Source organism: Halosegnis longus (genome assembly GCF_009663395.1).
GTDB lineage: Archaea > Halobacteriota > Halobacteria > Halobacteriales > Haloarculaceae > Halosegnis > Halosegnis longus.
Genome location: NZ_QKNW01000001.1, coordinates 672964 through 699052, shown reverse-complemented (window position 1 = coordinate 699052; position 26089 = coordinate 672964). Strand labels below are relative to the sequence as shown.

The following is a 26089-nucleotide window of genomic DNA, read 5'->3' as shown; positions in this document are numbered from 1 at the left end:
CTACCGGAGCGCCAGCTCCGCGAGCAGCACGCCCCCGAAGATGAGCGCGACCGCGGCCGGCGGTACCGACCCCGACGCCAGGGTGAAGGCGACGTAGCCGACGCCCGCGACCACCGCCGCCCCGATAGCGGTGACGCCGAGTCGCGCAAGCTCCCCCTGTCGCGTTTCGGCGCGAGTCCCGACCTGCGTCGCCAGCGACAGCCCCGTCGACGCGAGGTCGTAGGTGACGAACGCAGCCCCCGACGCGAGGACGAGCACCGGCGGCTCGACGCCCACCAGCCCGGCCGTCACCAGCGCCAGCGCGACGATTCCCGCGCCGCCGTCGAGATACCGTTGGCTGTGTCGCCGCACCGCACCCGTCCACGCCACGGCCCCGACGAGCGCGAGCAGCGCGGCGACCGGCACCGACACCAACAGGAGCGCGGTCACGAAGCCGCCGCCGGTCACCAACCCCTGCGTGAGCATCGGCACCCCCGGCTCGAACTCCGCGCTCGCGCTCACTGCGACCACCGCCGGCTCGCGCCGGCCAGCGTCGTCTCAAACGGTTCCTCCCCCCAGTCGACGACCCGGACGCCGGAGCTACGCAGCCGCGAGAGCCGCAGCGACCGCTCGATGGCTTCGAGCGTCTGGCCCGCCGTCGCCCGTCCCGTCGGGTCGGGGCTGATGACCGTCACCGGGTAGCCGTGCGCCTCGTACCGGCGAATCGACTCCACCATGAACGGGTCGAGCAGCGGCGAGAACACCACCAACTGCGCCCCGCCCGAGAGTCGCCGGCGGAGCCGTCGGCGCGCCAGCCACGGGAGGAAATCACTCTCCTCGACGGGTGCGGCCGCGAACGCCGGGTCCGTCGCGAACGCCTCGCGAAGCCGCGCCCGGTGTGCCGGTCCGCTGCCGGGTGCGAGCCACGCCGACCCCGGTCCGAACGTCGCCACCCCGACCCGGTCGCCGCTGTCGAGGAGGCCGCCGGCCGTCGTCGCCGCCGCCTCCAGCGACCGCGCCACCGCCGAGTCGGTCGCGCCGACGTGTGAGTCGGCCCGCGTATCCACGACGAGCACGACCGACCCGGCCCGCTCCTGTCTGAACGAGACGGTCGACAGTTCGCCGGTCCGGGCGACCCGCTTCCAGTCGATACGCGACAGCGGGTCGCCGTGTCGGTACTCGCGCGTCGCGTGGAACTCGACGCCCGCCCCGCCGGAGTCGGTCGTCCGCGCCCCGGCGTAGGGGGTCTGTTGTGTCCGCAGCGGAACCGTCGTCCGCGCGTCGAGCGTCGGGGCCACGTTGAGTTCCGTGACGCCCGACGCCGTCTGTTCGGCCTCGCGTTCGTGTGCGCCGGTCGCATCCCGCGCCAGCACGGTCGTCGAGCCGAACGGGTGGACACCGACCCGCGTCGCGAGCACGTACTGGAAGCTGGCGCTCTCGCCAGCCCGCAGCGCGGTCGCGTGTCGCGGCGACCCGGCTTCGACGGTGAGCGCCGGCGGCACCCCGTCGAGGATTCGCAGGTCGGTCGCCGGCCCGCTCCCCTCGTTCGTCACCGTCACCGTCACGGTCGCCTGCTGGTCCGGGCCGAGCGTCTGTTCCGTGACCTCTCGCTCGATAGCGAGGTCGACCTCCGGCGGACTACTCGCGGCCGACAGCCCGCCCGCCGCGACCGCGAACACCGACACGAGCAGCGGTCCCGGCGCGTCGAGAATCACGGCCGCCGTCAGTCCGGCGAACGCGAGCGCACCGACACCGACCCACCGCAGCGTCTCGCGGTCGGCGACGGTCCTCACCGTCTCCCCTCCGCGGCTCCGTCGTCGCTTTCGGCTTCACCGTCGACTGCACCCGCTGTCGCCTCCGTCCGTTCAGAATCGACCGCACCTACCGCTTCTCCCCCCTCTTCTGGGCGGCCGTAGTCGGTGACCTCGCCCGCGCCCATCGCCGCGGTCTCCGACAGTCGCTCGTCCAGCACTGCGACGACCCGCTCCGTGCCGCGCTCGAAGACGGTCGTCTCGGCGAATAAACTCCGGACCGACCGCCGACTCTTCACGTCGGTCTGTGCCTCCGCCAACAGCTTCTGTGGCCGGTCGCTGTCCGTGGGTGTGAAGAAGGCGGCCGCTTCGGGGTCGTCGGTCCACGTCCCCGCCCGGAGCTGCTCGTTCGCGGCCGCCTCGCTGTGGCCCTCCCGAACGAGCATCTGGACTGCAGCCTCGCGGAGCCGGGTCCGTACGGCGGTCTCGTCCTTGCCGGCGCGGCGCGTCTCCCGGGTCGCGGCCGTCTTCACCTGCTCGTCGAACTGGTCGCCGGGCGGCTCGACCGCGACCGTCTCCAGCGTCGGCAGGTCCGGCGTGTCCGGGTTCGCCCGCGCCCGCCGTGTCACTCCGCCGAGGACGCCGAGCACGGCGAGGAAGCCGACGAGCGAACTCAGCCCGCCCGCCGGCACGAAGTCGGCGACGCCCGGAACGACCGTCGCCACGAGTCCGACCGCGACGACCGCGACGCCGACGATGAGCAGTCGTCTCATTCCGTCCCCCCGCGCTCGACACTCCGGAGCGCTCGCTCCGCGCGGTCGGCGCGGTCGTCGGTCACGGGGTACTCCCCGTATCTCGTCTCCTCGAACAGCCGCGTGAGTTCGGCCACGTCCTCGCGGTCGAAGCCGGCCTCGACGGCGGCGTCCGCGAACTCAGACGGGGTCGCCGATTCGGGGCGGTCGATGTCGAGGGCGGTCGTCATCTCCTCCCAGGCACGGTAGATTTCGTTTTCCACGTCGACGCCGGCGGCCACTCGGTCTGCTGTCTCGCCCGCCGTCTGTGCGACGGCCGCGGCGTCGGCGTCGGGCGTGGGCTGTTCGGTTTCCGGAACGGATAGCTCGTTCGTCCGGCCGGACAGCAGAAACAGCAGTATCCCCCCGAGCGCGACGAATGCGATGAGCCCGCCGAGGATGACCGGCGGCTCCGTCGCCTGTGACACCGTCTCGCCGGTCGAAACGACGCCGCCGGCCTCGCCGCCGACGGAGACGTTCGTCTGGTTTCCCCCTTCACCGAGGTTCACGGCCCCGTCGTCCATCGTCTGGAGCACGAGCGCGACGAGCACGAACGCACCCACGACCGCGGCGACCGCCTTCGGCCCGTGGCGTCTCAGGATGTCGACCGCACTGACGACGAGCAGTATCGCCACGAGCACCGCGAGCACCTGCTTCACGACCGGCGGTATCGAGGCAATCGTGTCCGTCGTCATCTGCGGGTCGGTACGCAACTGCCCGTCCTGTCCTTCGACGCCACCGCCGGCTTCCGTCCCGACACCCTCACCCCCCTGTTCGCGTTCCAGCGAGTCGAGCGCGCCGGCGGCGACCCCGAGTCCGACGACGAGGACGCCGACAGCGAGGAGGGCGACGACGCGCTGTCGGTTCATACCGTGTGACACACATCAACGCAGTTATCTGTTGTGTCTCCCCACCCGCGGTACAGTTTTCTCGCCGGCGGGAGAGCCTCCCGTATGGACACGCCGTCTCCGTTCCGATTCGACTACCAGCCGGGTACAATTCGCTTCGGTGCTGGCACCGTCGACACGCTCGCAGAGGAACTCGCGACACAGGGTATCGAGCGCGCGCTCGTCTGTTGTGGCGAGAGCGTCGGCGCGACGCCCGCGGTGCGTGACCCCGTCGAGGCCGGTCTCGGCGACCGCCACGCCGGCACCTTCGCCGGCACGAGCGCTCGCAAGACGCTGAGCGAGGCCGCCGCCGCCCGCGACCGCTTCCGCGAGACCGACGCCGACGCCTTCCTCGCGCTCGGCGGCGGCTCCGCCCTCGACGTGGCGAAGGCCGCAGCCGTCCTGACCGCGAGCGGCCAGTCGCTCGCGGATGCGGCCCAGGCCCTCGCCGACACCGGGACGATACCGATTCCGGACGGCGACCTGCCGCCGCTCTTGGCCGTCCCGACCACGCTGGCCGGGGCCGACCTCTCGCAGATGGCCGGCATTACCGCCGGTCCGGAGTCGGGGGCGCTCGACGAGCGCGTCGCCGGCGGGCTCAGCGACCGCCGACTCATGCCGACCGGTCTCTGGTACGACCCCGAACTGTTCGTCCACACGCCCGCCGGCATCCTCGCCGCGTCCGCGATGAACGGCTTCGACAAGGCCGTCGAGACGACCTACGCCGCCAACGCGACGGCCGTCACCGACGCGACCGCGATTCACGCGCTCCGGCTCTGTCGCGAGTCGCTGCCCGAACTCGGCGGCGGCACCGACGACATCGACGTGCTGTCGGACGCCGTCGCCGGCATCATGCTCGCACAGTACGGCATCTCCAACGGCGGCGAGTCGACGCTCTCGCTCATCCACGCCTTCGGCCACGGGCTGACGGGCGTGAGCAGCGTCCAACAGGGGGCCGCCCACGGTGCCGTCGCGCCCCACGCGCTCTCGTACCTCTTCTCGACGGTCGACGGCCGGCGTGACCTCCTCGCCGAGGGGTTGGGCGTCGACTCCGCCGAGGGCATCGTCGACGCGGTCGCCGAGATCCGCGACGGACTCGGCTTACCGAGCCGACTCGCCGACACCGCCGTCGAGGAGTCCGCGCTCGACCGCGCGGCCGAAATCACCTACGAGGACGGACTCATGGAAAACACACCGCCGGGACTGGACGCGACGCAGGCGGAGCTTCGGGACGTGCTCCAAGCCGCGTGGGAGTAACCCGGCTACCCCGGCGTCGGGTCGTACGTCGGACCGACGCGCAGCGACAGTAGCCGTTTCTCGTTCGTCAGTTCGAGCCGCTCGTGGGTCGCGAGCTCCCCGTCCCGCGAGAAGGTAATCGGCTCCGGCCCGGTGACGGTGAGTTCACTCGCCCGGATGTGGGTGACGCCGTCGGTCTCCTGGCCGAGGACGCGGTGGCCGACCGCCTCGGCGACCAGATTGCCGGCCGGCATCTTATCGACGATGGCAACGTCGAACAGCCCGTCTTCCATGTCGGCTTGGCCGCCCTCCTCGATGAACTTCCGGGCGTTGCCCACCAGCACGCAGGTGGCTTCCCCCTCCCACGTCTCGGTGCGCCCGGCGACGGTCGCCGTCAACTCGATGTCGATGCCGTCGAAGCCGAGCGCCTCCTGGACCCCCGTCACGACGAACGCGAACGTGCCGAACCGGGATTTGAGGTCGCTGGAGGCTGCGAGACTCGCGTTGGCGGGGAGTCCAGCGATACAGGAGACGACGAACGGCTCCCCGCCGGCGATACCCACGTCGATTTCCCGAACCGGCCCGTTGTCGGCAAGCCCCACGCCGTGTCTGAGGTTTCGGATGCCGAGCGCGTCCGCGAGGATGTTCGCCGTCCCGCAGGGGACGACGCCGACCGTCGGCTCGCCGAGCGCGTCGCTGTCGGCGAGCCCGCGCAACACCTCGTTGACCGTGCCGTCGCCGCCACAGACGGCGAGCTCGGAGACGCCGTCGACACCGGCCTCGCGTCCGAGACGGACCGCGTCGTCGGGACCGGTCGTCCGTTCGACGGCGTAGCCGCGCCCCCTGAGCAGCCGCTCGGCGTAGTCGGCGTGGTCTCCGCTCCCGCTCTGTGGGTTGACGATTGCGCGGCGCGACCCGACCTGCATGCTCGTACCGACTTGCTCACCCGTCTTTAGTTTCCGGTGTCGGCCGCCGGCCGGACGGCCGCCCCCGAGACGACGACCCGAAGCCCGTCGTAGCTGCCGTCAATCTCGATGTCCCACTCGTGGCTCGTTGCGAGCATCCGCGCGACGGCCAACCCGAGTCCCGTGCCGGGGTATTTCGTCGTGTAGCCGTACGAGAGAAACACCTCGGCGTCCTGTTCGTCAATCGGCTCGGCGTCGTCCTCGAAGACGAAGCCGTCCTCGCTGGCCGACAGCCGCACCGACACCGGTTCCTCACCGGAACGGTCGCGACTCGCCCGCACCAGCGTCGAGAGCAGCATCTCGAACTGCTCGGGGTTCGACCGTATCTCGCCGTCCGACTCGACCGTGAGCCGCAGGTTGCCGGCGTCGTTGACGGCGTCCATCGCGGCCTCGGCCAGCGCCCCCAGCGACACCCACTCCCGCTCGCCGTCGGCCTTGCTAGCGTGGGTGACGCGCAGCAGGTCGGTGACGATTTCCTCCATCCGCTGGCTGTTGGCGGCGACCTTGTCGACGTACTCCCGGACCCGGTCGCGGTCGAACGACGGGTCGTCGATGTCTTCGAGCTCCGACTGAATCATCCCGGCGTAGCCGTCGATGACGCCCAGCGGGTTCCGGAGGTTGTGAGCCGCCGAGTAGGCGAGCTCGTCGAGGTGTTCGTTCTGTCGCTCCAGCCGGCGGGTCGCCGACCGGAGGTCGGAGATGTCACGGAAGACGAGCGAGCGCCCCCGGGTCCCGTCGACCCCGACCGGCGAGGCGATGACCGAGTAGTGGACGGCGTCGTCTTCTCCGTCCACCTGCACTGTCTGTCGGTCGGTGGCGTCCGCGTCGAGCTGGCGGGCGAGCGCCGGGTTGGTGGTCGTGAACGGCTCGCCGATGGTCGGGTCGCCGAACGTCCGGGCGAACGCCTCGTTGGCCGCCAGCACGTGGCCGCCGGTGTCGACTACGACCGCTGGGTCGGCCAGCGTGTCGAAGACGGACCGGCGGGCGATGGACACTGTCCCCGAGAGGTCAGACCGGACCGCCACGAGGATACCGAACGCGCCGAAGGCACCGCCGCCGGCGGTGACTGCGGGTGGATACTCGATGAGCAGGTCGGCCGTGACGGGGAGCAGATTCGCGGAGATGGAGATGCCGAAGCCGACGAGCACCGACAGGATTGCGGGCCGGGTGATGCGCGCGTTCCAGAACCGAATCGCGAGACACCGGACCCCGGCGAACGTGAACAGATACGACGCGCCCGTGAGGAGGTGGTGTGCCGGGCCGCGCTGGGCGAGGTAGACGGGGATGTTGTAGCGGTACTGGACGGTGATGTCGGTCCAGACCCACCCGTGAAGGGGATTCGTTATCGGGAGCGCGAGCGCCGCGAGCACGACGCCGACAATCAGATATCTCCGGCCCGGTATCGGCAGCGGGTCCCGGTCGCAGTACACCTGCGCGAACCGGAACCAGACGACCGACACGAGGATGGCGAACAACAGCGAGCCGGCAAACAGCGGGCGGACAGCAAACCGCCCCGGAACGAGAAGCAGCCCGACCGAACAGGCGTTCCAGCAGCCGATAGCGACGAACAGCGCCGCCAACTCCCGCTCACCGGCGGCTGTCCGCTGGCGGGCCAACACGGCAGCGAGGCCGAAACACGCCAGGGTTACCCCACCGAAGACGAGGAGATACGGGAGTCTGACCGGGTCGAGCACCGGTGGCATCGTTGTGACCATTGTCACATCGTCGTATAAATTCGATTACTGTCTGAGCTACATAAATACGACGTGTGTCTGACATGCTTCGCGGTCGCATAGGTTTTTGTTCCGGCTGTGTGACGGTCCGCGTGATGATCGTTCAACACGCTACGATACCGCTTGCTTCCGACGCCCGCGAGGCGGGACTCGACGCGCTGCGCGAGCTCGGCGAGCAGTCCAGAGCCGAGGCGGGCGTCGTCGAGTATCGCGTCACCGTCGACACCGAGGACGACACGCTCGTCCACATCATCGAACGGTACGAAGACGAGGCCGCCCTCGGTGCCCACAGCGAGAGCGACCACTTCGCCGCCTTCCAGGAGGCGCTGCCCACCTTCCTCGGCGGCGACCCCGAAATCATCCGGTTCGACGTGGCCGAGACGACGCAGGTGATGTAGCCCAACCGCTTTCCCACTTCGCCGGCTACGTCCGGTATGGAGACGCTCGACCTCCCCTCGGGGGAGACGGTCACCCCCGACGACGTGTTTCACTACGAGGGGTACCCGTACCGATTCGAACCCAGCGACGACGACGCCACCGCGTTCGTGCTCACGCCGCTCTACTGGGGCGGCGGCCAGATGGACGTACCCGTCCCGTCGATGGAGGCGTTTCGCACCGAGTGGAGCGACCGGTCGCGCGGCGTCCTCTCCGACTCCGAGTGGGAGACGTGGCTCGACGACGCCCGAACCGACGACCGCTACGACGACGCCGAACTCGATGCCATCGCCGCGGAACTCGGTCTCGACGACCGCGCCGGCGGGCTGTTGGCGCGCGTCCGGCGACGGCTCTCACTGTAGGAACCCTTTTGTTCGTCTCTCGCCCGACGAGTACCGTGAGCGACGACCAGCCTACCGTGCCGATTCGCTGTCCGGAGTGTGGAACCGAGACCCGGCTCCCGCTCGACACCGTCGGCGACGCGCTCGAACGCCACAACGAGACTCGCCACGACGGCGAGCAGGTCGCGACGGTCGACCCCGCCATCCGCGAGCAGGTCGCCGAGCTTGCTGCCGCCGACCTGGGGCTGACAGACGAGCCGAGTTAAGCTGCCGTGATGCGGACGAGCACGTCGTCCCGCTCGCGCGGGAACCCCTCGCCTGCCCGGCCGTCACGGTTCGAGGTAATCGCGTAGAGCGCGCCGTCCGGCCCGGTTTCGACGTGGCGAATCCGCCCGAGTTCGTCCGTCAGGAGCGTGTGGCTCGTGGCCGTGTACGCGTCGTCGAGCCAGTCGGCGTCGTAGCGCACGCCCGTCTCCCCGAGCGGCGGCGTCTCACCCTCACGCGTGAGCGTGAACGCGACGAGCTGTTGGCCCGCGAGCGCGCCGACCAGATACCGCCCCGCGAGCGGACCGTCGCCGTCGTGGAACGTCGCGCCCGACGGTGCCCACACCGTCCGCGGGACCGCACCGCTCGCCAGCGGCCGGTGGTAGTCGGTGTCGGCGTAGCTCTCGGGGCGGCGAGCTTCCGGCCAACCGTAATCCTCCCCGGCGACGAGGCGGTTCACCTCGTCGGGACCGGGGCCGTGCTCGTCGATGATCGGCGTCGCGTCCGGGAGCCAGTCGATGCCCTGCGGGTTCCGGTGGCCCATCGTGTACACCTCCGGCGCGTCGAAGCCGGGGTTGTCGGGTGCCGGCTCACCGTCCGGCGTGACGCGGAGAATCTTCCCCGCGAGGGAGGCGGGGTCGGCGGCGAGAGATTTCTGGCCCGCGTCGCCGGTCGTCACCCACAGGTAGTTCGCCGGGCCGAAGCCGATGCGGCCGCCGTTGTGGATGTTCGCGGCCGGCGTCGTGAGGAGCACCTCGCTGTGTGCCGCGGGGTCGTCCGCGCTGGCGTCGAGAGACGCGAGCCGGTTCTCGATGCCGTCGCCCGTCTGGGCGGTGTAGTAGACGTACACCAGCGGCGGCTCCGGGTAGTTCGGGTGGGCGGCGACGCCCATCGTCCCGCCTTCGCCGCCTTTCACGAACCACGAGGAGTCGTCGCTGCCCGGCTCGACCGAGCCGGCGTCGATAGCGTCCCGCGGGGCGGCGATATCCGAGACGGTTCCGGAGTCGTACATCCGGACCCGCCCCGTCCGCTCGGTGATGAACAGCCGGTCACCGACGAACGAGAGGTCCCACGGCACGTCGAGATTCTCGACTAACACCTCGATGGTGTACTCGCCTTCGGGATTCGTCGTCGGAGCACTCCACTCGGGGTCGTAGCCCGACCACGCGGTCGCGTCGTGCGTGAGGGAGGTGTCGTACGTCGGCGCGGTGGGGGTGGCGGTCGGCGTGTCGGTCGCTCTCGGGGTTCCGGCCCCGCTGTCGCCGCCGCTGCTCGAACAGCCAGCGAGTCCCGCGAGTCCGACGGTCAGCCCGCCGGCAAGCAGTTCACGCCGCGTGCGCTCGTCCATACTCACGGCTCGGGAACCGTGTGGTAAATCCCTTCTGTCCCGTCGCTCACGCGGAATCTCCCTGCAGGCCGGTGGCCTCCTCGATGTCGAGTTCGTACCCCGTAATCGACAGCCGACGGGTACCCACTCCCGAGAGGTCGGGCGTCCACGCGTTGTCGCTGATGAGTTCGCCGATGTCGCCCCACGACTCCTGGCCGAGTTCGGTGAGCGGGCCGAAGGCGAGCACGCTCTTCCAGTCGGTCTGTTCGTCCACGTCGTAGACGGTGAGACAGGCCCGGTCGGTGTGTTCGGCGAACTGCTGTTTCTTGCTCGCCTCGCCAAAGGTGTAAAAACCGAAGAGTGCGCGGCCGGCCTCGTAGCCGAAGGAGACGGGGACGGCGTACGCCTCGTTACCGTCCGCGAGCGATAGGACGCCGGTCCCCTGCTCGCGGAGGAAGGCGTCGACCGCCGCGTCGTCCATCGCCGCTGCGCGCGTCTCGTGGTCGCTCATGTCGCGGGCTAAGGCTCCCACCGGCATAGTGTCGTGGGGTCGCGGGCTGACTTTTTTCTCATCGCCGACCCTGGATTCGAATATGCTCTCCGTCAGTGAAACCGTCGACATCGACGCCCCGCTCTCGGACGTGTTCGCGTACATGGACGACCCGCACAACCAGGCCGAAATCACGCCGTCGCTGTCGGACGTACGCAACGTCGAGGACCGCGGCGACGAGGGGAAGCGGCTCGACTACACGTACACGATGGCCGGCGTCTCGCTGGACGGCACGCTGGAGACGACGACCTACGAGCCGGAGTCCCGCGTCGTGTTCGACATGGTCGAAGGGCCGCTGTCGGGCGAACTGACGTGGGAGTTCGCGGCGACCGACGACGGGACGCGTGTCACCTACAGCGCCGCCTACGAACTGCCCTCGTCGGTGCTCGAAGCCGTCGTCCGGCCCTTCGCAGAGCGCTACAACGAGCGCGAACTGGAGACGACGCTCCAGAACCTGAAAACGCGGTTCGAGTCGGAGTAGGCCAACACTTTCGGTGACAGCCGGTGACACACACCCTGTGACCGACCCGACGCCGTTCATCGACGAGGCGGCCGAGACGTTCGACGTGACGCTCTCCGACGCCGAGCGTGACACGTACGCCGAGGAGTTCGAGGCGACACAGGGATTGCTCGCCAGCCTCGCGCCCACCGACTTCGAATCCGAGCCGGCGACCGAGGTGCGCGAGGGCGACGACGAGTACAACGCCTTCCGCTACCGGTGTTCGCTCTCGGGCGATGGGGGCCCCCTCGACGGGCTTGCAATCGCGGTCAAGGACAACATCGCCGTCGCGGGCGTCCCGATGACCTGCGGCTCCGCTGCGGTTGCGTTCGAGCCGACGTACCACGCCAGCGTCACCGAGCGACTGCTCGACGCCGGGGCCGACCTCACCGGGACGACCAACATGGACGAGTTCGCCTACTTCACGACGAGCGAGACCTGCGCACACGGGCCGGTCGGCAACCCCGCCGTCGAGGGTGGAGTTCCCGGTGGCTCCTCCTCGGGGTCGGGTGCGGCCGTCGCCGCCGGCTTAGTCGACGCCGCGCTCGGCACCGACACCGGCGGCTCGATTCGGATCCCCGCCTCCTACTGCGGTGTCGTCGGGCTGAAGCCGACCTTCCGGACGGTGCCGCGATTCGGCTTCGCCGACCTCGCGAGCTCGCTCGACCACGTCGGCCCGCTCGCGCCGGACGTGGCGACCGCCGCGAGGGTGCTCGATGCGATCAACGGCCCCGACGTGCGCGACCCCTCGACACAGGGGGTGGCGACCCCGACCGCGAGCGACGGGCTCGACGAAGACCCCGCCGGACTCTCCGTCGGTCTCGTCACGGAGGCACAGACGAACGCCGACGACGCCGTCGCCGCGGCCATCGAGTCGGCCGCCGCCGACCTCCGAGACGCCGGCGTCACCGTCGAGGAGGTGTCGCTGTCCGGCTTCCACACGCAGCCGCTGGTGAACTCGGCCGTGACGGCGACGGAGTTCACGACGCTCGCTGCCGACGCCGGCCAGGACCACGGCGTCGGGACCGGCTACAGCGAGCAGTGGCGCGAGACGCTCGCCGACCTCGACACCGACGCGCTCGGCGAGAACGTCCGGTCGCGGCTGGTGCTCGGGCGCGCGCTCACGCGAGCCGACGAGGGGCGCGGCTACGTCGCCGCCCAGAACGTCCGCCAGCAGTTCACCCGACTGGTGGAGACGCGACTCGACGAGTACGACGCTCTCCTCCTCTCGACGACCCCAAACACCGCGCCCGACTACGGCGAGGTGACGGACGACGGGGCGCTGTTGCGCACGATTGCCCACACCAGCCCGTTCAACTGCACCGGCCACCCGGCGCTGTCGGTGCCCGTCGATTCGTCCGACGCACCCGTCGGCTGTCAGTTCGTGACGAGTTGGTACGACGAGGCGACGGCCGTCACGCTCGGCGCCGCACTGGAGTGACGACCCGCGACCGGCAGGAATACCCGTCCCCGTCGCAGAGAACGGACAATGAGTTCGAGCGGAGTCGACCCGGCAGCGCGTGCACGCGAGGAGTTGGGCTACTCGCGGTGGTGGCTCATCGTCGCCGCGGCGGGCGCGATGGGCGTCATCAGCCCGTACCAGTACGTCTGGTCCTCGATTGAGGGGCCGCTCGCGACGGACTTCGGCGTCGAGCCGGCCGTCCTCGCGCCCATCTTCACCGTCTTCGTCATCCTGCAGGCCGGCTCGCAGTTCCCGGTCGGCTGGTGGCGCGACCGCCACGGCCCACGGCGGATTACCACCCTCGCCGCCCTGCTTGCTGGCGGTGGCTACGTGGGGTTGGCGTACGCGACGGCCGTCTGGCAGCTGTATCTCTTCTACGCGCTCGGGGCCGTCGGCGTCGGCATCGTCTACACCGTCTCGGTCAACACGGCGCTGAAGTGGTTTCCCGACCGGCGGGGGCTGACGACCGGCGTCGGAACGATGGCGTTTGCCGGCGGCTCGGCGCTGTTCGTCCCGTACGTCCGCGCGAACGAGACCGTCGGGGCCTACAGCGAGGTGCTCCGCAACATGGGCATCCTCATCGGACTGCTCGTGTTGGTGGCCGCGTTGGTCATCCGCGACCCCCCGACCGAGTGGCAGACCCAAGACGAGGACGACGACACGACGACCACCCACCCTCACCAGTTCACGTGGCGCGAAACCCTCCGAACGTGGCAGTTCTGGGTGATGTACGCGATGTTCATCGCCGTGAGCGGGGCCGGCCTGATGGTGACCGCACAGGTGGTCTCCTTCGCCGAGGCGACGAACCTGGCCGACCGCATCCGGATTCTCGGCGCGAGTCTCGACACCGCGACCCTGTCGGCGACCGTGCTCCCCATCGCCGCGGGCGTCGGCCGACTCGTCATGGGTGAGTTCTCCGACCGGTTCGAGCGCCGGCGGATGATGGCCGCCTCCTTCCTCCTGTGTGGGGTCGGCGTCGCCGGACTGGTGTACGCCGCGAGCGCCGGCGCGCCCGCGCTGTTCGTCGGGAGCGTCGTTCTCGCGGTGTTCTTCTGGAGTCCCCAGTACACCCTGTTTCCGAGCATCGTCGGCGAGTACTACGGACTGGCCCACTCCTCCTCGAACTACGCGCTCCTCTACTCGGGGAAGATGTGGGGCGGCGTCTTCGGCGGTGCCGTCGTCGCGTGGCTCGTCACCCGGACCGGCTGGTACACCGCGTTCGGACTCGGCGGAGCGCTCGCGCTGGCCGCCGGACTCGCCGCGCTGCTGCTCCGACCGCCGACCGCCCCGACCGAGTAGCACAACCAGCAGTTATATTTTGCTGCAGGAATATTACTGAGTATGGCAGACGACTCCGGACAGATTCCGACGACACACATCGGTAGCCTCCCGCGCCCCCCGGAACTGCTCGACCTCCTGAAACGGCGACAGGACGGCGAGCAGGTAGACGACGAAGAGTGGACCGAGACGGTGCGCGAGGCGACCGAGACGGTCGTCCAGCGGCAGGCCGACGCCGGCATTGACATCGCCAACGGCGGGGAACAGCCCCGCGTCTCGTTCAACTGGTACGTCAAAAACCGGCTCAGCGGTATCGAAGGGACCGAGACCACGGCGCTGTGGGCCGACCTGCAGGACTACCCCGAATACGCCGACGAGACGTTCAAGACCGACGTGCTCGACCTCTCGGAGCATCCGGTCGTCACCGGGCCGCTCGAGTACACCGGTCGCGAAGAGGCCGAGGCCGAACTCGCCGTCTTCGAGGACGCGCTCGACGCGACCGGCGCGACGTTCGACGACACCTTCGTCACGAGCGCCTCGCCCAGCGTCGTCACCGCCACCCACGTGGACGAGTACTACGACGACTACGAGGCGTATCTGTTCGCCGCCGCCGACGCGATGCAGACGGAGTACGAACTGCTCGCCGACGCCGGTTACACCCTCCAGATTGACGCGCCCGAACTGCTCACCGTCGGACAGACCGACGCCTACGCCGACGCCTCGCTCGAGGAAATCAAGCAGGCCAGCCGGCTCCACGTCGAGGCGCTCAACGACGCGCTGGAGAACGTCCCCGCCGAACAGGTGCGGCTCCACACCTGCTGGGGGAGCTACGAGGGACCGGGCCACCGCGACACCGACCTCGCGGAGATGCTCCCGATCCTGTACGAGGCCGACATCACGGGTCTCAGCGTCGAGCAGGCGAACCACCGCCACCAACACGAGTACCGCGCCTTCGCGGAACACCCCGTCCCCGACGGCTGGACGCTGATTCCGGGCGTGGTCGACGTGAAGACCAACATCATCGACCACCCCGAGACCATCGCCGACCGGCTCGAACGGGTCGCCGACGCCGTCGACGACGACACGCCGCTCGTCGCCGCACCGGACTGCGGCTTCGGCACGCAGGCCGGACTCGGCATGGTCAGCCCCGAAATCGCGTGGGCGAAACTGGAGGCGCTCGACGAGGGGGCCGCCATCGCGAGCGACCGCCTCGCGTGAGCCGGGACAACGCTTAGGCGTCTCTCCGTTCTGTTGTCACTATGCAGACGCGCCGTAGACTCCTCCAGACGGCCGGCGTCACGTCCGCCCTCCTGCTTGCTGGCTGTAGCAGCGACGAGCCGACGATGACGACGACTGAGACCGACACGTCGACGGACACGCCAACCGCCACGGAGACAGCGACTCCGACGCCTGCGGGACCGACCGACGCCGCCCTACGCGACCGCACCCGCGCGTACGTCGAACTACTCGTCGACGGCGAGTACACGGTCGCAATCGAGGAGTACGAGTACACCGACGCAGTCACGGAGCAGCTGGACGCCGCGACGCTCGAATCTATCTGGACGACACAGACCGACGGGCTCGGCGAGTACGTCGACGTCGCGACCGTCGAGTCGGCCTCCCAACAGGAGTTTCTCATCACCGACGCGGTGGTCAGATTCACCGGCGGTCGGGTGGTCGTCCGGCTGGTCTACGACGACGCCGGCCGCATCGCCGGCATCCAGTTCCCGGGCGCGGGGACGTACAGTCCGCCGGCGTACGCCGACGACGCGGCCTTCACCGCGGAGTCGCTTGCGCTCGATGCTGGCGACGGCTGTACCCTGCCGGCCGAACTCACCCTCCCGACGGGCGAGGAGTCGGTTCCGGGCGTCGTCCTCGTCCACGGGAGCGGTCCCCTCGACATGGACTCGACAATCGGGCCGAACAAGCCGTTTCGCGATCTCGCGACCGGGCTGGCGAGCAACGGGGTCGCCGTCCTCCGGTACGGGAAGCGGACGAGCGCCTGCGACGTGGACCCGGCCGCGCTCTCGCTCGACGCGACCGTCACCGACGACGCGCTCACGGCCGCAGCAACCCTGCGCGCACAGGAGCGCGTCTCCCGGACGGCCGTCGTCGGTCACAGCCTCGGCGGAATGCTCGTTCCCCGGCTGCTGGCGCGCGATGAGTCGCTCGCCGCCGGCGCGATGCTCGCCGCACCAGCCCGCCCGCTGGTGGAACTCATCCCCGAACAGATGGAGTATCTCCTCTCGCTGGACGGTGACCTCTCTGCCGACGACGAACAGCGACTCGCGACGGTCGAGGAGACGATCGCCCGGATACGCAACGGGAATCTCGACGCCGGCGAGCGACCGTTCGGACTCGGTGGTTCGGCCTACTGGCAGGACCTGCAGGCGTACGACCAGGTCGCGACCGCCGGCGATCTCGACCGACCCCTGTACTTCCTGCAGGGCGAACGCGACTATCAGGTGAGCCTCGAGCGCGACTTCGGACGCTGGCAGGAGACGACGCCGGGCCGGTTCGACGCATACCCGTCGCTCAATCACCTGTTCATGGCCGGCGAGGGGCAGTCGACGCCGAACGAGTATTTTCGCCCGAGCAACGTCGCCGCGGGCGTCGTCGCCGACCTCGCCGACTGGACCGTGAACGAGACGACCGGCTACTGACCCGCGCCGGCGGGCAGGTCGGCGTGGCCGCGGTCTACACGCCCCTCGTAGACGACCCCGCGGTTCGCGTCCACGGTGACGGTCGTCCCGTCTGCCACGTCGTCGGGCAGCGCGGTCTCCACGACCATCGGAACCCCGAGTTCGCGCGCGAGCACGGCCGCGTAGCTCGTCAGCCCGCCCCGCGCGTCGATGATGCCCGCGAGGGCCGGTATCTCGCCGGTGAGGTCGTCGTCGAAGTCGCCGTCGAGGACGGCAATCGCGCCGTCCGGCACCTCGGCGAGGTCGCGTTCGACCCGGTGGACCGGGGCGGTCCGGTAGCCGCCGACGGCGACGCGCCCGGTCGCGAGCACGGCCGCGGCGGTGTGTATCTTCAGCGTGTTCGTCGTGTCGACGCCGCTGATGTCGTTCATCATCCCCGCGAGCGCGACGACCGTCTCGCCTGAGGCCGCAATCCCCGAATCGAGCGCGGCGGCGATGGCGTCGTGGATGACGGCGTCGGCCCCGTCGCCGGAGAGGTCCACCCGGACCGGCGTGACGTTGCCGCTCAACACCAGCCGGCGGCGGACGCTGTCGTCGGGCGTCGCGGCGACGATGGGCGTTTCGGGTCGGTACTTCGCCACCTTGCGCGCGGTGTAGCCGGACTCCGAGGCGACGACGATGGTGGAGGCTCCAACGTCGCGGGCGAGATAGCGAGCCGACCGGGCGAGCGCGTCCGTCGCCGACTCTCCCGCGCCCGGAACGCGCTGCTCGCGGAGTTCGGCGTACTCCTCGCTGTCGGTCACGTCCCGGACGATGCGGTCCATCGTCTCCACGACGTGTGTCGGGTGGTCGCCGATGGCCGTCTCGCCCGACAGCATGACGGCGTCCGTTCCGTCGAGCACGGCGTTGGCAACGTCGGTCGCCTCGGCCCGCGTCGGTCGGCCGGCCGTCACCATCGAGTCGAGCATCTCCGTCGCCGTGATGACCGGGACGCCGGCCGCGTGACACCGCCGGATGATGCGCTTTTGGATGAGTGGAACCGTCTCCAGCGGGCACTCGACGCCGAGGTCGCCGCGTGCCACCATCACGCCGTCCGCCGTCTCCACGATGGAGTCGAGGTTCGCGACGGCGTCGGCGCGCTCGATTTTCGCGACGACCGGTATCTCGGCGTCGCGCGCCTCCAACGCCTCGATGATGCGGTACACGTCGTCGCCGTCGCGCACGAAGGAGGCCGCCACGAAGTCGACTTCGGCCTCGGCCGCGAGGTCGAGTTCCCGCTCGTCGCGCTCGGTGACCACGTCGAGTCCGAGGTCCACGCGCGGGACGTTCACCCCCTTCCGGCTGCCGAGGTCGCCGCCGTCGTCGACGGTGACGATGACGGTCTCTCCGTCGACGCGCTCGACCGTCGTCTCGATGCGACCGTCGTCGAGCAGCACGCGGTCGCCCGGCTCGACCCCCGACAGCGACTGCGACACCCCGACCTCGGTCGCGGTGACGGCGTCGCCGGTCGTGAGTCGGAGTTCGCTCCCCGACTCGATGTGGACCGACTCGTCGGTGGGTGCGGTCCGAATCTCCGGGCCGGGCAAATCGAGCATCACGGCGAGCGTGTCGTCGCGCTCGGCGTCGACGCTGCGGACGTGTTCGATTGCCGTCGCGCGGTCGGCGGTCTCGCCGTGGCTGGCGTTGAGCCGCGCGATGGAGACGCCGGCGTCGGCAAGCGCCGCAATCTGACTCCGCTCGTCGGACGCCGGCCCGAGCGTCGCGACGATACTGACGGGCGATGGGGACATACGCGTCCGTTCTGGCCCCTCGTATATCACTCTCCGCCCTCGCGACCGCAACATATTTTTTCACCAATTTAATACTGAACACAGCAGTGGAGATACCACCCCCCGTTGCCCCGGACGACCCCGAGGCGTGGTACGCCCCCGAGGTCCGCGCACAGTATACACTCTCGCCGGGCGTCGTCGCGACGGTTCGCGAGCAGTCGACCGGTGCGCCGTTCGCCTACGCGGTGCGCGAGCCGTCGCTCTCGCCCGACAGCCGGGACGCGCTCGCGGCCCTGGCCGACCAACTCACTGACGCGCGCCCGGACACGCCGCGAACCACGACCGGCGTGCGCGAACAGTTCGACGCGCCGCTGCCGGCGTCGTGGCGCGAGGCCCGCGACCGCGCGCACGACGGCCCGCCCGCCTCGACCCGCCGACTCGATTATCACCTGCGGGCGACCTACCGCGGACTCGACGAGCTAACCCCGCTCGCGCTCGATTCCCGCATCGAGGCGGTCGATACGGGAGAGACCGTCGCCGTCCACACCGAGCGGTTCGCCCCGGCCGTGACGGAATTCGAAGCCGACGCCGACCGCGTCGCCCGGCTGGCGAGCGAGCGACTCGCCCGCGATACCGTCTCGTTTTGCGGCTACGAGATACCCGTCGTCCGCTACCGCGACGACACGCTCGGCACCGACAGCTTCACCCGCAAGTACGCCGTCGACGAGCCGCCGCTCCGGGCCGGCGACCGCGACCGCATCGACCGGTGTCGCCGCCATCTGCTCGCGACCGCCGACGAGTTCGACACCGCCGACCCCGACGCGGTCCGAGCGCGCGCCGCGGTGTTCTTCCGGCGCGACCTGTCGGCCGCCACGCCGGCGACGTGGCTCGCGACCGCCCGCGACCGGGTGCGCGACCTGCTCGCCGACCACGGACTCGCCGCGCCGGCCGTCGAGGCTCCCGTCCCCCCGGACCGCCTCGACGCCCTCTGTTACTACGTGCTCCGGGCGTTCGTCGGCGAGGGCCGGCTGACGATACCCCTGCGCGACGAGCGCGTCGAAACCGTCGCGGCCACCACCGACGGGCGAGTCACCGTCCGACACCGCGGCGACGAGGACCGGACCCGCCGGCTCCCGACGAACATCGCGTTCGACGCCGACGGCCTGCGCGAGCAGGTGCGGCGACTCGCCGCGGCCGGCGGTACCGACCTCTCGGCACGGCGGCCGACCGCCACCGTCACCGTCCGTCCCCAAGGGACCGACGCCGTGCTCGATTGCACGCTCGGGCTAGCACGCACGACCGACGCCGGCCCGCAGCTATCGGTTCGCCGTCGACCGGCCGACCCGCCGACGGCTCCAGACCTCGTCGCCGAGGACCGACTCCCCGCCGATGTGGCGGCGCTCTGTTGGCTCCTCGCCGAGAATCGCGGACGGGTCGCCGTCGTCGGTGAGCGCGGCGCCGGCAAGACCACCCTCCTGAACGCGCTCCTCCCCTTCGTCCCGCACGACCGCCGACCGGTCGTCGCCGGCGACACGGCGGGCGTCGCCGTCCCCCACGAGTCCTCGCTCCGACTCGCGACCCACGCGCACGCCGACTCCGAGCGCCGGGTCACGACGGCGGACGTGGGTGAAGAACTCGCCGCCCTGAACCCTGCCGTCACCGTGCTCGACGACGTGGACGGGCCGGCACGCGGCGACCTGCTCGCGGAACGGCTCACTGCCGGCGGGGGTGTCATCGCCACGCTCGACGCCCGGAGTCCCGACGCCCTTGCCTCTCGACTCGATGCGTGGACCGACGGCGCGGCCGCCGCCCGCGCCCTCGATACCGTCCTCGTCACTCGCCACGTCGACGGGAAACGCCGGGTCACCGCGGTCGGATATTTCGCCGGCGGTGACGATCCGTCATGGACCGAACTGTGGTCGCGCGATGGTGGCGAGGGCGTCTCGCTCGACGGGCGACTGTCGCGGCGACTCGCCAGCCGAACCGACCAGTCGACGGCCGACATCGAGACTGACCTCGCCCGGAAGCGTCGGTACGTCGAGTATCTCGTCGACGAGGGAATCGACACGCAGGCGGCGCTGTTCGACTTCCTCGCCGACCTCCACGAGGCCGAGGCGGCCACGGTAGAGCGGGTGGGCCACCGGCGCGACGCCTACCGGTAGATGATATCACGCGCTTCTGCGCCCGTCAGCTGTGCGCGTTCTTCCGGCACCGTCAACGACTGGCTCGCCAACCGGGGCGACGAGGTCGACGTGTCGGCCGGTGGCGAGAAGCCGTTGCCGAGGGTGGGGCGACACTTTTGCTGCGACGCATACTCCGACGTATCAGAAGAGATTATGTCAGAATTTGACGAGATCGCCGCGGAGCGGGGAAAGTAGTAATCCCGATGTCGTCCTCGACGACTACCTGTCGCCAGAGCGCAAGCGCACGACACGTCGCGATGGGATGCGACGGCGGTCAGAGAACGCGTTTGCGAGCGAGTGAACTACAAGCCGAGCAGGCGGAGTGCCTCTGGGCTTGCTTCCGAGGCTGTTCACCATGCAAATGGGGATAGGATTAAGACGAGCGGAACTATCCCCATGGGATAATGGCTGGCCGGAACGTGCGGATGCACAATCCGACCCATCGATTCGACACATCAGCAGAGACAGCTCCGACCAGCACTCCTACTGTGGTGTGGTCCCACGAGTTCCAAGACCCCGTGTATGGAACAGCTGTCTGGGGCGATATCGTATACGTGAGTGTCGGCGAGCGTGTCGTGGCGATTGACCAAGGTGGTAACTCACAGTGGCAAATTAACACTGATGGCGTCGTGGACTCATCGCCGGCGGTAGTGGATGGCACGGTCTTCGTCGGGGCCACCGATTGCGTCTACGCGCTGGATGCAGCCACTGGACGCAAACAGTGGAGGTTTCAGATTAATCAAATTTCTTCGTCACCGGCGGTGGTGGACGACACGGTCTTCGTCGGGGCCGCCAATCGCGTCTACGCGCTGGATGCAGCCACTGGACGCGAGCAGTGGAGCTTCCGGACTGATGGAAGCACAGAGTCGTCACCGACAGTGATAGACGGCACGGTCTTCATCGGAGCCGCCTATCGTGTCTATGCGCTGGATGCAGCCACTGGACACAAACAGTGGGATTTCCGGAGTGGTGAGGTGGCTTCGTCACCGGCGATAGCCAACGGCACTGTCGTTATCGGGAACAAATACAGTCATGTGTACGCACTAGATGTGGCCACTGGTCGTGAGCAGTGGACGTTCGAGGCTGACGGAGAGAATCCATCGTCGCCGACGGTGGCGGATGACACTGTCTTCATCGGGAGTGGGAGCGTTGACGACTTCGAGGGCCACATCTACGCGCTGGACGCAGCCACTGGACGCAAGCAGTGGGATGCTCAGACATCTGGATGGCGGTATCCATCGGTGACGGTGGTGGATACCACCGCTTTAGTTGGAAGTAACGACAGTTACGTCTACGCCTTTGATACAGCCACTGGACGCAAGCAGTGGGACTTCGAGACTGACGGGGTGGAAGTGCACTCGTCGGTGGCAGTGGTCGACGGTACCCTCTTCGTGGCGAGTCAGGGATCGAGCGCACCACATCTATCGGAAGCAAAGAACCACCGTATATACGCGCTGGGCGGATCGGACCGGAGCGGGTCGAAATCACAACTGTATCAGCGTTGCTCGGAGTGTGGAGCATCTCTGTCCGAGCACGACGATCCGTCATTTTGCCCGGAGTGCGGTGCTAAAACGAGGTGACGTCCGCTCTCAGGTTGCCACATCGAATCGTGGACTGTGAGCGTCGCGTCGGCGGTGAACTCCCGCCCGTCTCGTCGCCGTCCGCTCGCGACAGGCGGAACTTCCCCTTCTCGACGCGGTTGTCGACGGTCTCCCGCTACAGCGATAGCATCCCGTTCTCGCCGTCGTAGACTGCCTGCTTCGGAACGGTATATCGCCCGAAGTCGAGAAGATAGTCCGCGACCGCTAACCCACTCATCCACCGTCTGCGTCCTCTGCGGTCCTACCAGCTCCGGGCATCCGCAGGGACCGGGAGATACTGGCTCACGGCACTCTTCCCGAGGTTTGCCGGTTCCTCCCCAGCAAGCCTCTGCTGGCGGGCCGCGCCGTCATCTGGCAGCGCAACAGACCGTCGACAACCGCGTCGGTCGACTCGGTCTGTGTCCCGCCGGGGGTCGCGAGCCCGCTCAGATGCTCATGTAGTTGGCGGCGGTCCCACGCCTACCGGTAAAAGCAGTCAAGGGGAAAACATATCACCCGGAGCGCTGAACGCTCAGTCAGTATGCCAGCGATACGCGCACAGGACGTGACCAAGCGGTACGGCTCGGTGACGGCCGTCGACCGTATCGACCTCACCGTCGAGGAGGGTGAGGTGTTCGGCTTCCTCGGCCACAACGGCGCGGGCAAATCCACGACTATCAACATGCTGTTGGACTTCGCCCGCCCGACCAAGGGGACCATCGAGGTGTTCGGGAAGGACTGTCAGACCGACAGCGTCGCCGCCCGCGAACACATGGGCGTGCTCCCGGAGGGGTACGCCGTCTACGACTCCTTGACCGGGCGCGAACACGTCGAGTTCGCCATGGAGTCGAAAGGCGTGGACGACGAGCCGTTCGACGTGCTCGACCGCGTCGACATCACGCACGCGGCCGACCGCCCCGCCGGCGGCTACTCGAAGGGGATGGCCCAACGGCTCGTGCTCGGGATGGCACTCGTCGGCAGTCCGGACCTGCTCGTCTTGGACGAGCCGACGAGCGGCTTGGACCCGAACGGCGCGAAGGCGATGCGAGAGATCATCCGCGAGGAGAACGAGCGCGGCACGACCGTCTTCTTCTCCTCGCACGTCCTCGAACAGGTGGAGGCCGTCGCCGACCGCGTCGGCATCATGCACCACGGCAAGCTCGCGGCCGTCGACACCATCGAGGGGTTGCGCGAGACGGCCGGCGGCGGGACGAAACTCCTCATCACCGTCGATACGCCCGACGAGTCGCACGTCGAGACCATCGAGGCGACCGACGGCGTCGACTCGGCGTGGCTCGACGAGGACGGCCAGTTCGTCGTCACCTGCGAGAACGACGCGAAGCTGGACGTGCTCATCGCGCTCGAAGAGCGGGGCGTCGACGTGGTGGACTTCTCGACGGAGGAGGCATCGCTCGAAGACCTGTTCGTCGAGTACACGCGGGGCACGGCCTGATGTCGTGGCGACCGATTGCCCGCCGCGAGTTCGCCGACGTAATCGAGGGGCGGTCGATGCGCGCCGGCATGGCGTTCGTCGCGTTCGTGTTCGTCGCCGGAGGGTACGTCGCCGGCGGCAGTCCAAGCGGCGACGTGGCGAGGTACGCGAGCCAGCTGTCTGGGCTCGTCCCGCTCGTCGTCACGGTGTTCGCGCTGTTGGTCGGCTACCGCGCTATCGTGGCCGACCGCGCGGCCGGCCGGCTGACGCTCCTGCTCACGCTGCCACACTCTCGGCTGGACGTGCTCGCCGGGAAGTTCGCGGCCCGCGGGACCGTCGTCGTCGGCTCGATTCTCGCGGGCACAGTCGTCGGCGGCTGGCTCGTCTCCTACCCGTTCGGGACGGTCGACGGCGCGACCTTCCTCGTGTATCTCGGTGCGACGCTGCTGTTCGCCCTCGCCCTGTTCGCGATTTCGCTGGCGCTGTCGACGCTGACCGCCTCGCCGCGCCGGGCGACCGTCGGCGCGTTCGCCGTCATCGTCGCCGTCCTGTTCTGGCGGAACCTCCGGGGGACGTTCGCGCGCGTGCTTGACGCGCTGGGGCTGGCGACGCCCGCCGGCGGTCTGCCGGACTGGGCGCTGTTCGTCTACGGGGCGGAACCGTCGCTCGTCTACGACCGGGTGGTCGAGGGGTTCGTCATCGGGCGCGATACGGGGGCGTTCCTCGGTCCCGACGCGCCGTGGTATCTCGGCGCGGAGGTGGCCGTCGTGCTCCTGCTGGCGTGGTTCGTCGGCCCGCTCGTCGGTGGCTACCGTCGCTTCCGGGGGACGGACCTATGAGCCGCCGCGACGGAGGTGGTCGACGGTGAGCTGGCGCGTCATCGCGCGCAACGACCTCCGGGCCGCGCGCCGCGCCCGCGGGACGTGGGGACTGGTCGCCGTCTTCCTGCTCGCGTATCTTGGACTCGCTGGCGCGTTCCTCTACGGAACGCCGGAGTTCACGCCGTACGTCGACGTGCTCGGCTTCGCGTTCGCGCTGTTGGTTCCACTGTTGGCCATCGTCTCCGGCTACGAGTCGGTCATCGGCGAGCGCACGTCCGGTGCGGCCGCGCTTACCCTCTCGTTTCCCCACTCGCGGCTCGACCTCGCGGTCGGGAAGGTCGTCGCCAGAACCGCCGTCATCGCGGGCGCTATCGCGCTCGGAACGCTGCTCTCGGGGGTCGTTACGGCGGTCGCGTTCGGCGGCTTCGACCCGCTCGCGCTGCTCGGTCTCGGCGTCGTCTCGATAGCCTACGCCGCCGTGTTCGTCGCGCTCGCGACGGGGTTGTCGATGGGGTTGGCGACGACGCGACGGGTCATCACCGCGGCGTTCGGTGCGTATCTCGGACTCGTCGTCTTCTGGACGCAGTTCGTCGATATCGTCGCGCTCATCCTCTTCCGGATGAACGCCGCCGTCATCGCCGCCGACTCGCCGACGTGGGCGGTGCTCGCGAAGTTCCTCTCGCCGAACGTCTCGGCGTCGTATCTGCTCGGCGAGGTCGTGAACGTCGGTCCGGTGCCGGCGGTCGCAGTGCAGAACGAGGCGTGGTTCGTCTCGCCGGCCGTCGCCGTCGTCGTTCTCGCGGCGTGGGGACTGGTCCCCTTCGCCGTCGGCTACCGACGGTTCCGACGGAGCGACCTCTAAACGGTCGGCACTTCCACGCGGTCTAACACGTCCGCGAGCACGTCTCGCTTGTCGATGTTCTCGACGGTCGCGTCCGGCGTCAACACGAGTCGGTGGGCGAGCACCGGCGTCGCGACGCGCTTCACGTCGTCGGGGGTGACGAAGTCGCGGTCCGCGAGCGTCGCGGCCGCCCGCGTCGCCTCGAGCAGTCGTTGGGTTCCGCGGGGCGAGACGCCAACCTCGACACGGCGGTCGCTCCGGGTGGCCTGCGTCACGTCGACCATGTACGCGAGCAAGTCCTCCTCGATGCGGACCTGTTCGGGGGCGTCACGCGCCCCGACCACGCGCTCGGTGTCGAGCACCGTCTCGACGGACGGCGACTGCTCCATACGGTCGAGACGGCGCTTCAGCAGTTCGATTTCGCCGTCGGTGTCGGGATACCCCATCGAGGTCTTCACGCTGAAGCGGTCCAGTTGCGCCTCCGGCAGCGGGAAGTTACCCGACTGCTCGACGGGGTTTTGCGTCGCGACGAGGAAGAACGGGCTCGGGAGTTCGTAGGTCGTCCCGTCGACGGTGACCTGTTCTTCCTCCATCGCTTCCAGCAGCGCGGCCTGCGTCTTCGGCGGCGCGCGGTTGATCTCGTCGGCGAGGACGACGTTCGCGAAGATGGGTCCCTCGGAGAACTCGAACTCGCCGGTTCCCTCGTCGTAGATTGTGGTGCCCGTCACGTCCGAGGGGAGCAGGTCGGGCGTGAACTGGATGCGGGAAAAGGAGAGCCCGAGCGCGGTCGCCATCGACCGCGCGGTCAGGGTCTTGCCGGTGCCGGGAACGTCCTCGATGAGGACGTGGCCGCGCGAGAGCAGCCCGAGCAGGATATCCTCGAAGAAGGCGTCGTCGGCGATAATCGCGCCACGGAGCGTGTCGAGTACCTCCCCACAGGCCGCACTCGTCTCGGAGATGTCCATGCATGTGATGACAGCCACGCTATGATAAATCGGCGTGGTCGCGGCCGGTCACAGCGACATGGCCGTCCAGTTCTGGTGGAGCCCGCCGCGGTCGTCGTAGCCGACTCTACCGACGAACGCCGAGTCGAGAAACGACATCAGCTCGGCGTACAGCCCTGTGGCGCTGTCGAACTCGCGTTCCGGACACTCGCGCAGGGCGGTCGCCAACAGCGTCGCCTCGCCGGTCGGCGCTTCGAGTTCGTACCCGCCGACCTGTTCGATTGCGGCCCGGCGCGTCGTCGGATACGTCAACTCCGCTTCGAACACCTGCCGCGTCTCGGTTGGGCGCATACGCGAGTAGAGACGCGAGACACGTCTC

The 26089-nt window shown here is 69.1% G+C and carries 25 protein-coding genes; 14 read left to right on the top strand and 11 right to left on the bottom strand.

The window, feature by feature from the left end; all coding sequences use genetic code 11:
- The 4 genes from DM818_RS03900 to DM818_RS03885 are packed head-to-tail and all read right to left on the bottom strand — an operon-like array spanning position 1 to position 3390.
- Complete coding sequence (locus DM818_RS03900; RefSeq protein ID WP_153952345.1) at positions 1 to 501, bottom strand: DUF7519 family protein; 501 nt, start codon at positions 499 to 501, stop codon at positions 1 to 3.
- Positions 498 to 1772, bottom strand: a complete 1275-nt coding sequence (locus tag DM818_RS03895) for a DUF58 domain-containing protein (protein WP_153952344.1) — start codon at positions 1770 to 1772, stop codon at positions 498 to 500. Before DM818_RS03895 ends, DM818_RS03900 begins: the two co-directional genes overlap by 4 nt.
- Entirely contained in the window at positions 1769 to 2503 is a 735-nt protein-coding gene (locus DM818_RS03890; RefSeq protein ID WP_123123801.1) for a DUF7269 family protein, read from the bottom strand. Before DM818_RS03890 ends, DM818_RS03895 begins: the two co-directional genes overlap by 4 nt.
- Positions 2500 to 3390: a DUF4129 domain-containing protein gene (locus DM818_RS03885; protein WP_075938024.1), complete on the bottom strand. Its 891-nt coding sequence runs from the start codon at positions 3388 to 3390 to the stop codon at positions 2500 to 2502. Before DM818_RS03885 ends, DM818_RS03890 begins: the two co-directional genes overlap by 4 nt.
- Before the next feature lie 84 nt (positions 3391 to 3474).
- On the opposite strand from DM818_RS03885, the gene DM818_RS03880 reads away from it, so the two are divergent.
- The gene (locus DM818_RS03880; RefSeq protein WP_075938025.1) at positions 3475 to 4665 is read left to right on the top strand and encodes an iron-containing alcohol dehydrogenase family protein; all 1191 of its coding nucleotides are present in this window, start codon (positions 3475 to 3477) and stop codon (positions 4663 to 4665) included.
- A 5-nt stretch (positions 4666 to 4670) separates the two neighbouring features.
- Here DM818_RS03880 and DM818_RS03875 read toward each other — a convergent pair whose 3' ends face one another.
- Together DM818_RS03875 and DM818_RS03870 are read right to left on the bottom strand one after the other, a co-directional pair.
- Complete coding sequence (locus DM818_RS03875; RefSeq protein WP_123123802.1) at positions 4671 to 5570, bottom strand: diacylglycerol/lipid kinase family protein; 900 nt, start codon at positions 5568 to 5570, stop codon at positions 4671 to 4673.
- 26 nt (positions 5571 to 5596) lie between these two features.
- Positions 5597 to 7312, bottom strand: coding sequence for a sensor histidine kinase (locus tag DM818_RS03870; protein WP_075938027.1), 1716 nt, complete (start codon positions 7310 to 7312; stop codon positions 5597 to 5599).
- A gap of 125 nt (positions 7313 to 7437) precedes the next feature.
- Here DM818_RS03870 and DM818_RS03865 point away from each other — a divergent pair, with 125 nt between their 5' ends.
- From DM818_RS03865 to DM818_RS03855, 3 genes are read left to right on the top strand one after another with little or no spacing between them, the layout of a single operon-like run.
- Positions 7438 to 7740 carry a putative quinol monooxygenase gene (locus tag DM818_RS03865; protein ID WP_075938028.1) on the top strand — a complete coding sequence of 101 codons (303 nt, stop codon included), beginning with the start codon at positions 7438 to 7440 and terminating at the stop codon, positions 7738 to 7740.
- Positions 7741 to 7776: 36 nt separating this feature from the next.
- Positions 7777 to 8139 (top strand): hypothetical protein, encoded by a 363-nt coding sequence (locus tag DM818_RS03860; protein ID WP_075938029.1) that lies wholly within the window; start codon positions 7777 to 7779, stop codon positions 8137 to 8139.
- Between the two features lie 35 nt (positions 8140 to 8174).
- Positions 8175 to 8384 (top strand): hypothetical protein, encoded by a 210-nt coding sequence (locus tag DM818_RS03855; RefSeq protein ID WP_075938030.1) that lies wholly within the window; start codon positions 8175 to 8177, stop codon positions 8382 to 8384.
- On the opposite strand, the gene DM818_RS03850 is transcribed toward DM818_RS03855, so the two are convergent.
- Both DM818_RS03850 and DM818_RS03845 read right to left on the bottom strand, forming a co-directional pair.
- The gene (locus tag DM818_RS03850) at positions 8381 to 9730 is read right to left on the bottom strand and encodes a PQQ-dependent sugar dehydrogenase (RefSeq protein ID WP_123123803.1); all 1350 of its coding nucleotides are present in this window, start codon (positions 9728 to 9730) and stop codon (positions 8381 to 8383) included. The two genes, DM818_RS03855 and DM818_RS03850, sit on opposite strands and share 4 nt — an antisense overlap.
- A gap of 46 nt (positions 9731 to 9776) precedes the next feature.
- A complete protein-coding gene (locus tag DM818_RS03845; protein WP_075938032.1) occupies positions 9777 to 10220 on the bottom strand; it encodes a pyridoxamine 5'-phosphate oxidase family protein in 444 nt (147 codons plus the stop codon).
- A gap of 82 nt (positions 10221 to 10302) precedes the next feature.
- Here DM818_RS03845 and DM818_RS03840 point away from each other — a divergent pair, with 82 nt between their 5' ends.
- From DM818_RS03840 to DM818_RS03820, 5 genes are read left to right on the top strand one after another with little or no spacing between them, the layout of a single operon-like run.
- Positions 10303 to 10740, top strand: a complete 438-nt coding sequence (locus DM818_RS03840; protein WP_123123804.1) for an SRPBCC family protein — start codon at positions 10303 to 10305, stop codon at positions 10738 to 10740.
- 37 nt (positions 10741 to 10777) lie between these two features.
- Positions 10778 to 12199 (top strand): amidase, encoded by a 1422-nt coding sequence (locus DM818_RS03835; RefSeq protein ID WP_158601414.1) that lies wholly within the window; start codon positions 10778 to 10780, stop codon positions 12197 to 12199.
- Positions 12200 to 12247: 48 nt separating this feature from the next.
- A complete protein-coding gene (locus DM818_RS03830) occupies positions 12248 to 13519 on the top strand; it encodes an OFA family MFS transporter (protein WP_123123806.1) in 1272 nt (423 codons plus the stop codon).
- Positions 13520 to 13561: 42 nt separating this feature from the next.
- Complete coding sequence (locus DM818_RS03825) at positions 13562 to 14716, top strand: cobalamin-independent methionine synthase II family protein (RefSeq protein WP_075938035.1); 1155 nt, start codon at positions 13562 to 13564, stop codon at positions 14714 to 14716.
- A 41-nt stretch (positions 14717 to 14757) separates the two neighbouring features.
- Entirely contained in the window at positions 14758 to 16161 is a 1404-nt protein-coding gene (locus tag DM818_RS03820) for an alpha/beta fold hydrolase (RefSeq protein WP_123123807.1), read from the top strand.
- On the opposite strand, the gene pyk is transcribed toward DM818_RS03820, so the two are convergent.
- A complete protein-coding gene (gene pyk, locus DM818_RS03815; protein ID WP_075938037.1) occupies positions 16155 to 17930 on the bottom strand; it encodes a pyruvate kinase in 1776 nt (591 codons plus the stop codon). The two genes, DM818_RS03820 and pyk, sit on opposite strands and share 7 nt — an antisense overlap.
- An 86-nt stretch (positions 17931 to 18016) precedes the next feature.
- Here pyk and DM818_RS03810 point away from each other — a divergent pair, with 86 nt between their 5' ends.
- The 5 genes from DM818_RS03810 to DM818_RS03790 all read left to right on the top strand — a co-directional run bounded on the left by DM818_RS03810 (position 18017) and on the right by DM818_RS03790 (position 24787).
- A complete protein-coding gene (locus DM818_RS03810; protein ID WP_153952343.1) occupies positions 18017 to 20071 on the top strand; it encodes an ATPase, T2SS/T4P/T4SS family in 2055 nt (684 codons plus the stop codon).
- A gap of 425 nt (positions 20072 to 20496) precedes the next feature.
- Complete coding sequence (locus DM818_RS03805) at positions 20497 to 21672, top strand: outer membrane protein assembly factor BamB family protein (protein WP_153952342.1); 1176 nt, start codon at positions 20497 to 20499, stop codon at positions 21670 to 21672.
- Positions 21673 to 22213: 541 nt separating this feature from the next.
- Positions 22214 to 23125: an ABC transporter ATP-binding protein gene (locus tag DM818_RS03800; protein ID WP_153952341.1), complete on the top strand. Its 912-nt coding sequence runs from the start codon at positions 22214 to 22216 to the stop codon at positions 23123 to 23125.
- Positions 23125 to 23943 (top strand): ABC transporter permease, encoded by an 819-nt coding sequence (locus DM818_RS03795; protein WP_153952340.1) that lies wholly within the window; start codon positions 23125 to 23127, stop codon positions 23941 to 23943. The genes DM818_RS03800 and DM818_RS03795 overlap by 1 nt, the downstream gene beginning before the upstream one ends.
- 25 nt (positions 23944 to 23968) lie before the next feature.
- Positions 23969 to 24787, top strand: a complete 819-nt coding sequence (locus DM818_RS03790) for an ABC transporter permease (protein ID WP_172977283.1) — start codon at positions 23969 to 23971, stop codon at positions 24785 to 24787.
- Here the strand turns inward: DM818_RS03790 and DM818_RS03785 are convergent.
- On the bottom strand, positions 24784 to 25731 hold the full coding sequence (locus tag DM818_RS03785) for an AAA family ATPase (protein ID WP_075938041.1): 948 nt from the start codon (positions 25729 to 25731) through the stop codon (positions 24784 to 24786). The genes DM818_RS03790 and DM818_RS03785 overlap by 4 nt on opposite strands.
- A 48-nt stretch (positions 25732 to 25779) precedes the next feature.
- Positions 25780 to 26061: a DUF5789 family protein gene (locus DM818_RS14890; RefSeq protein WP_172977282.1), complete on the bottom strand. Its 282-nt coding sequence runs from the start codon at positions 26059 to 26061 to the stop codon at positions 25780 to 25782.
- Positions 26062 to 26089 lie beyond the last annotated feature (28 nt).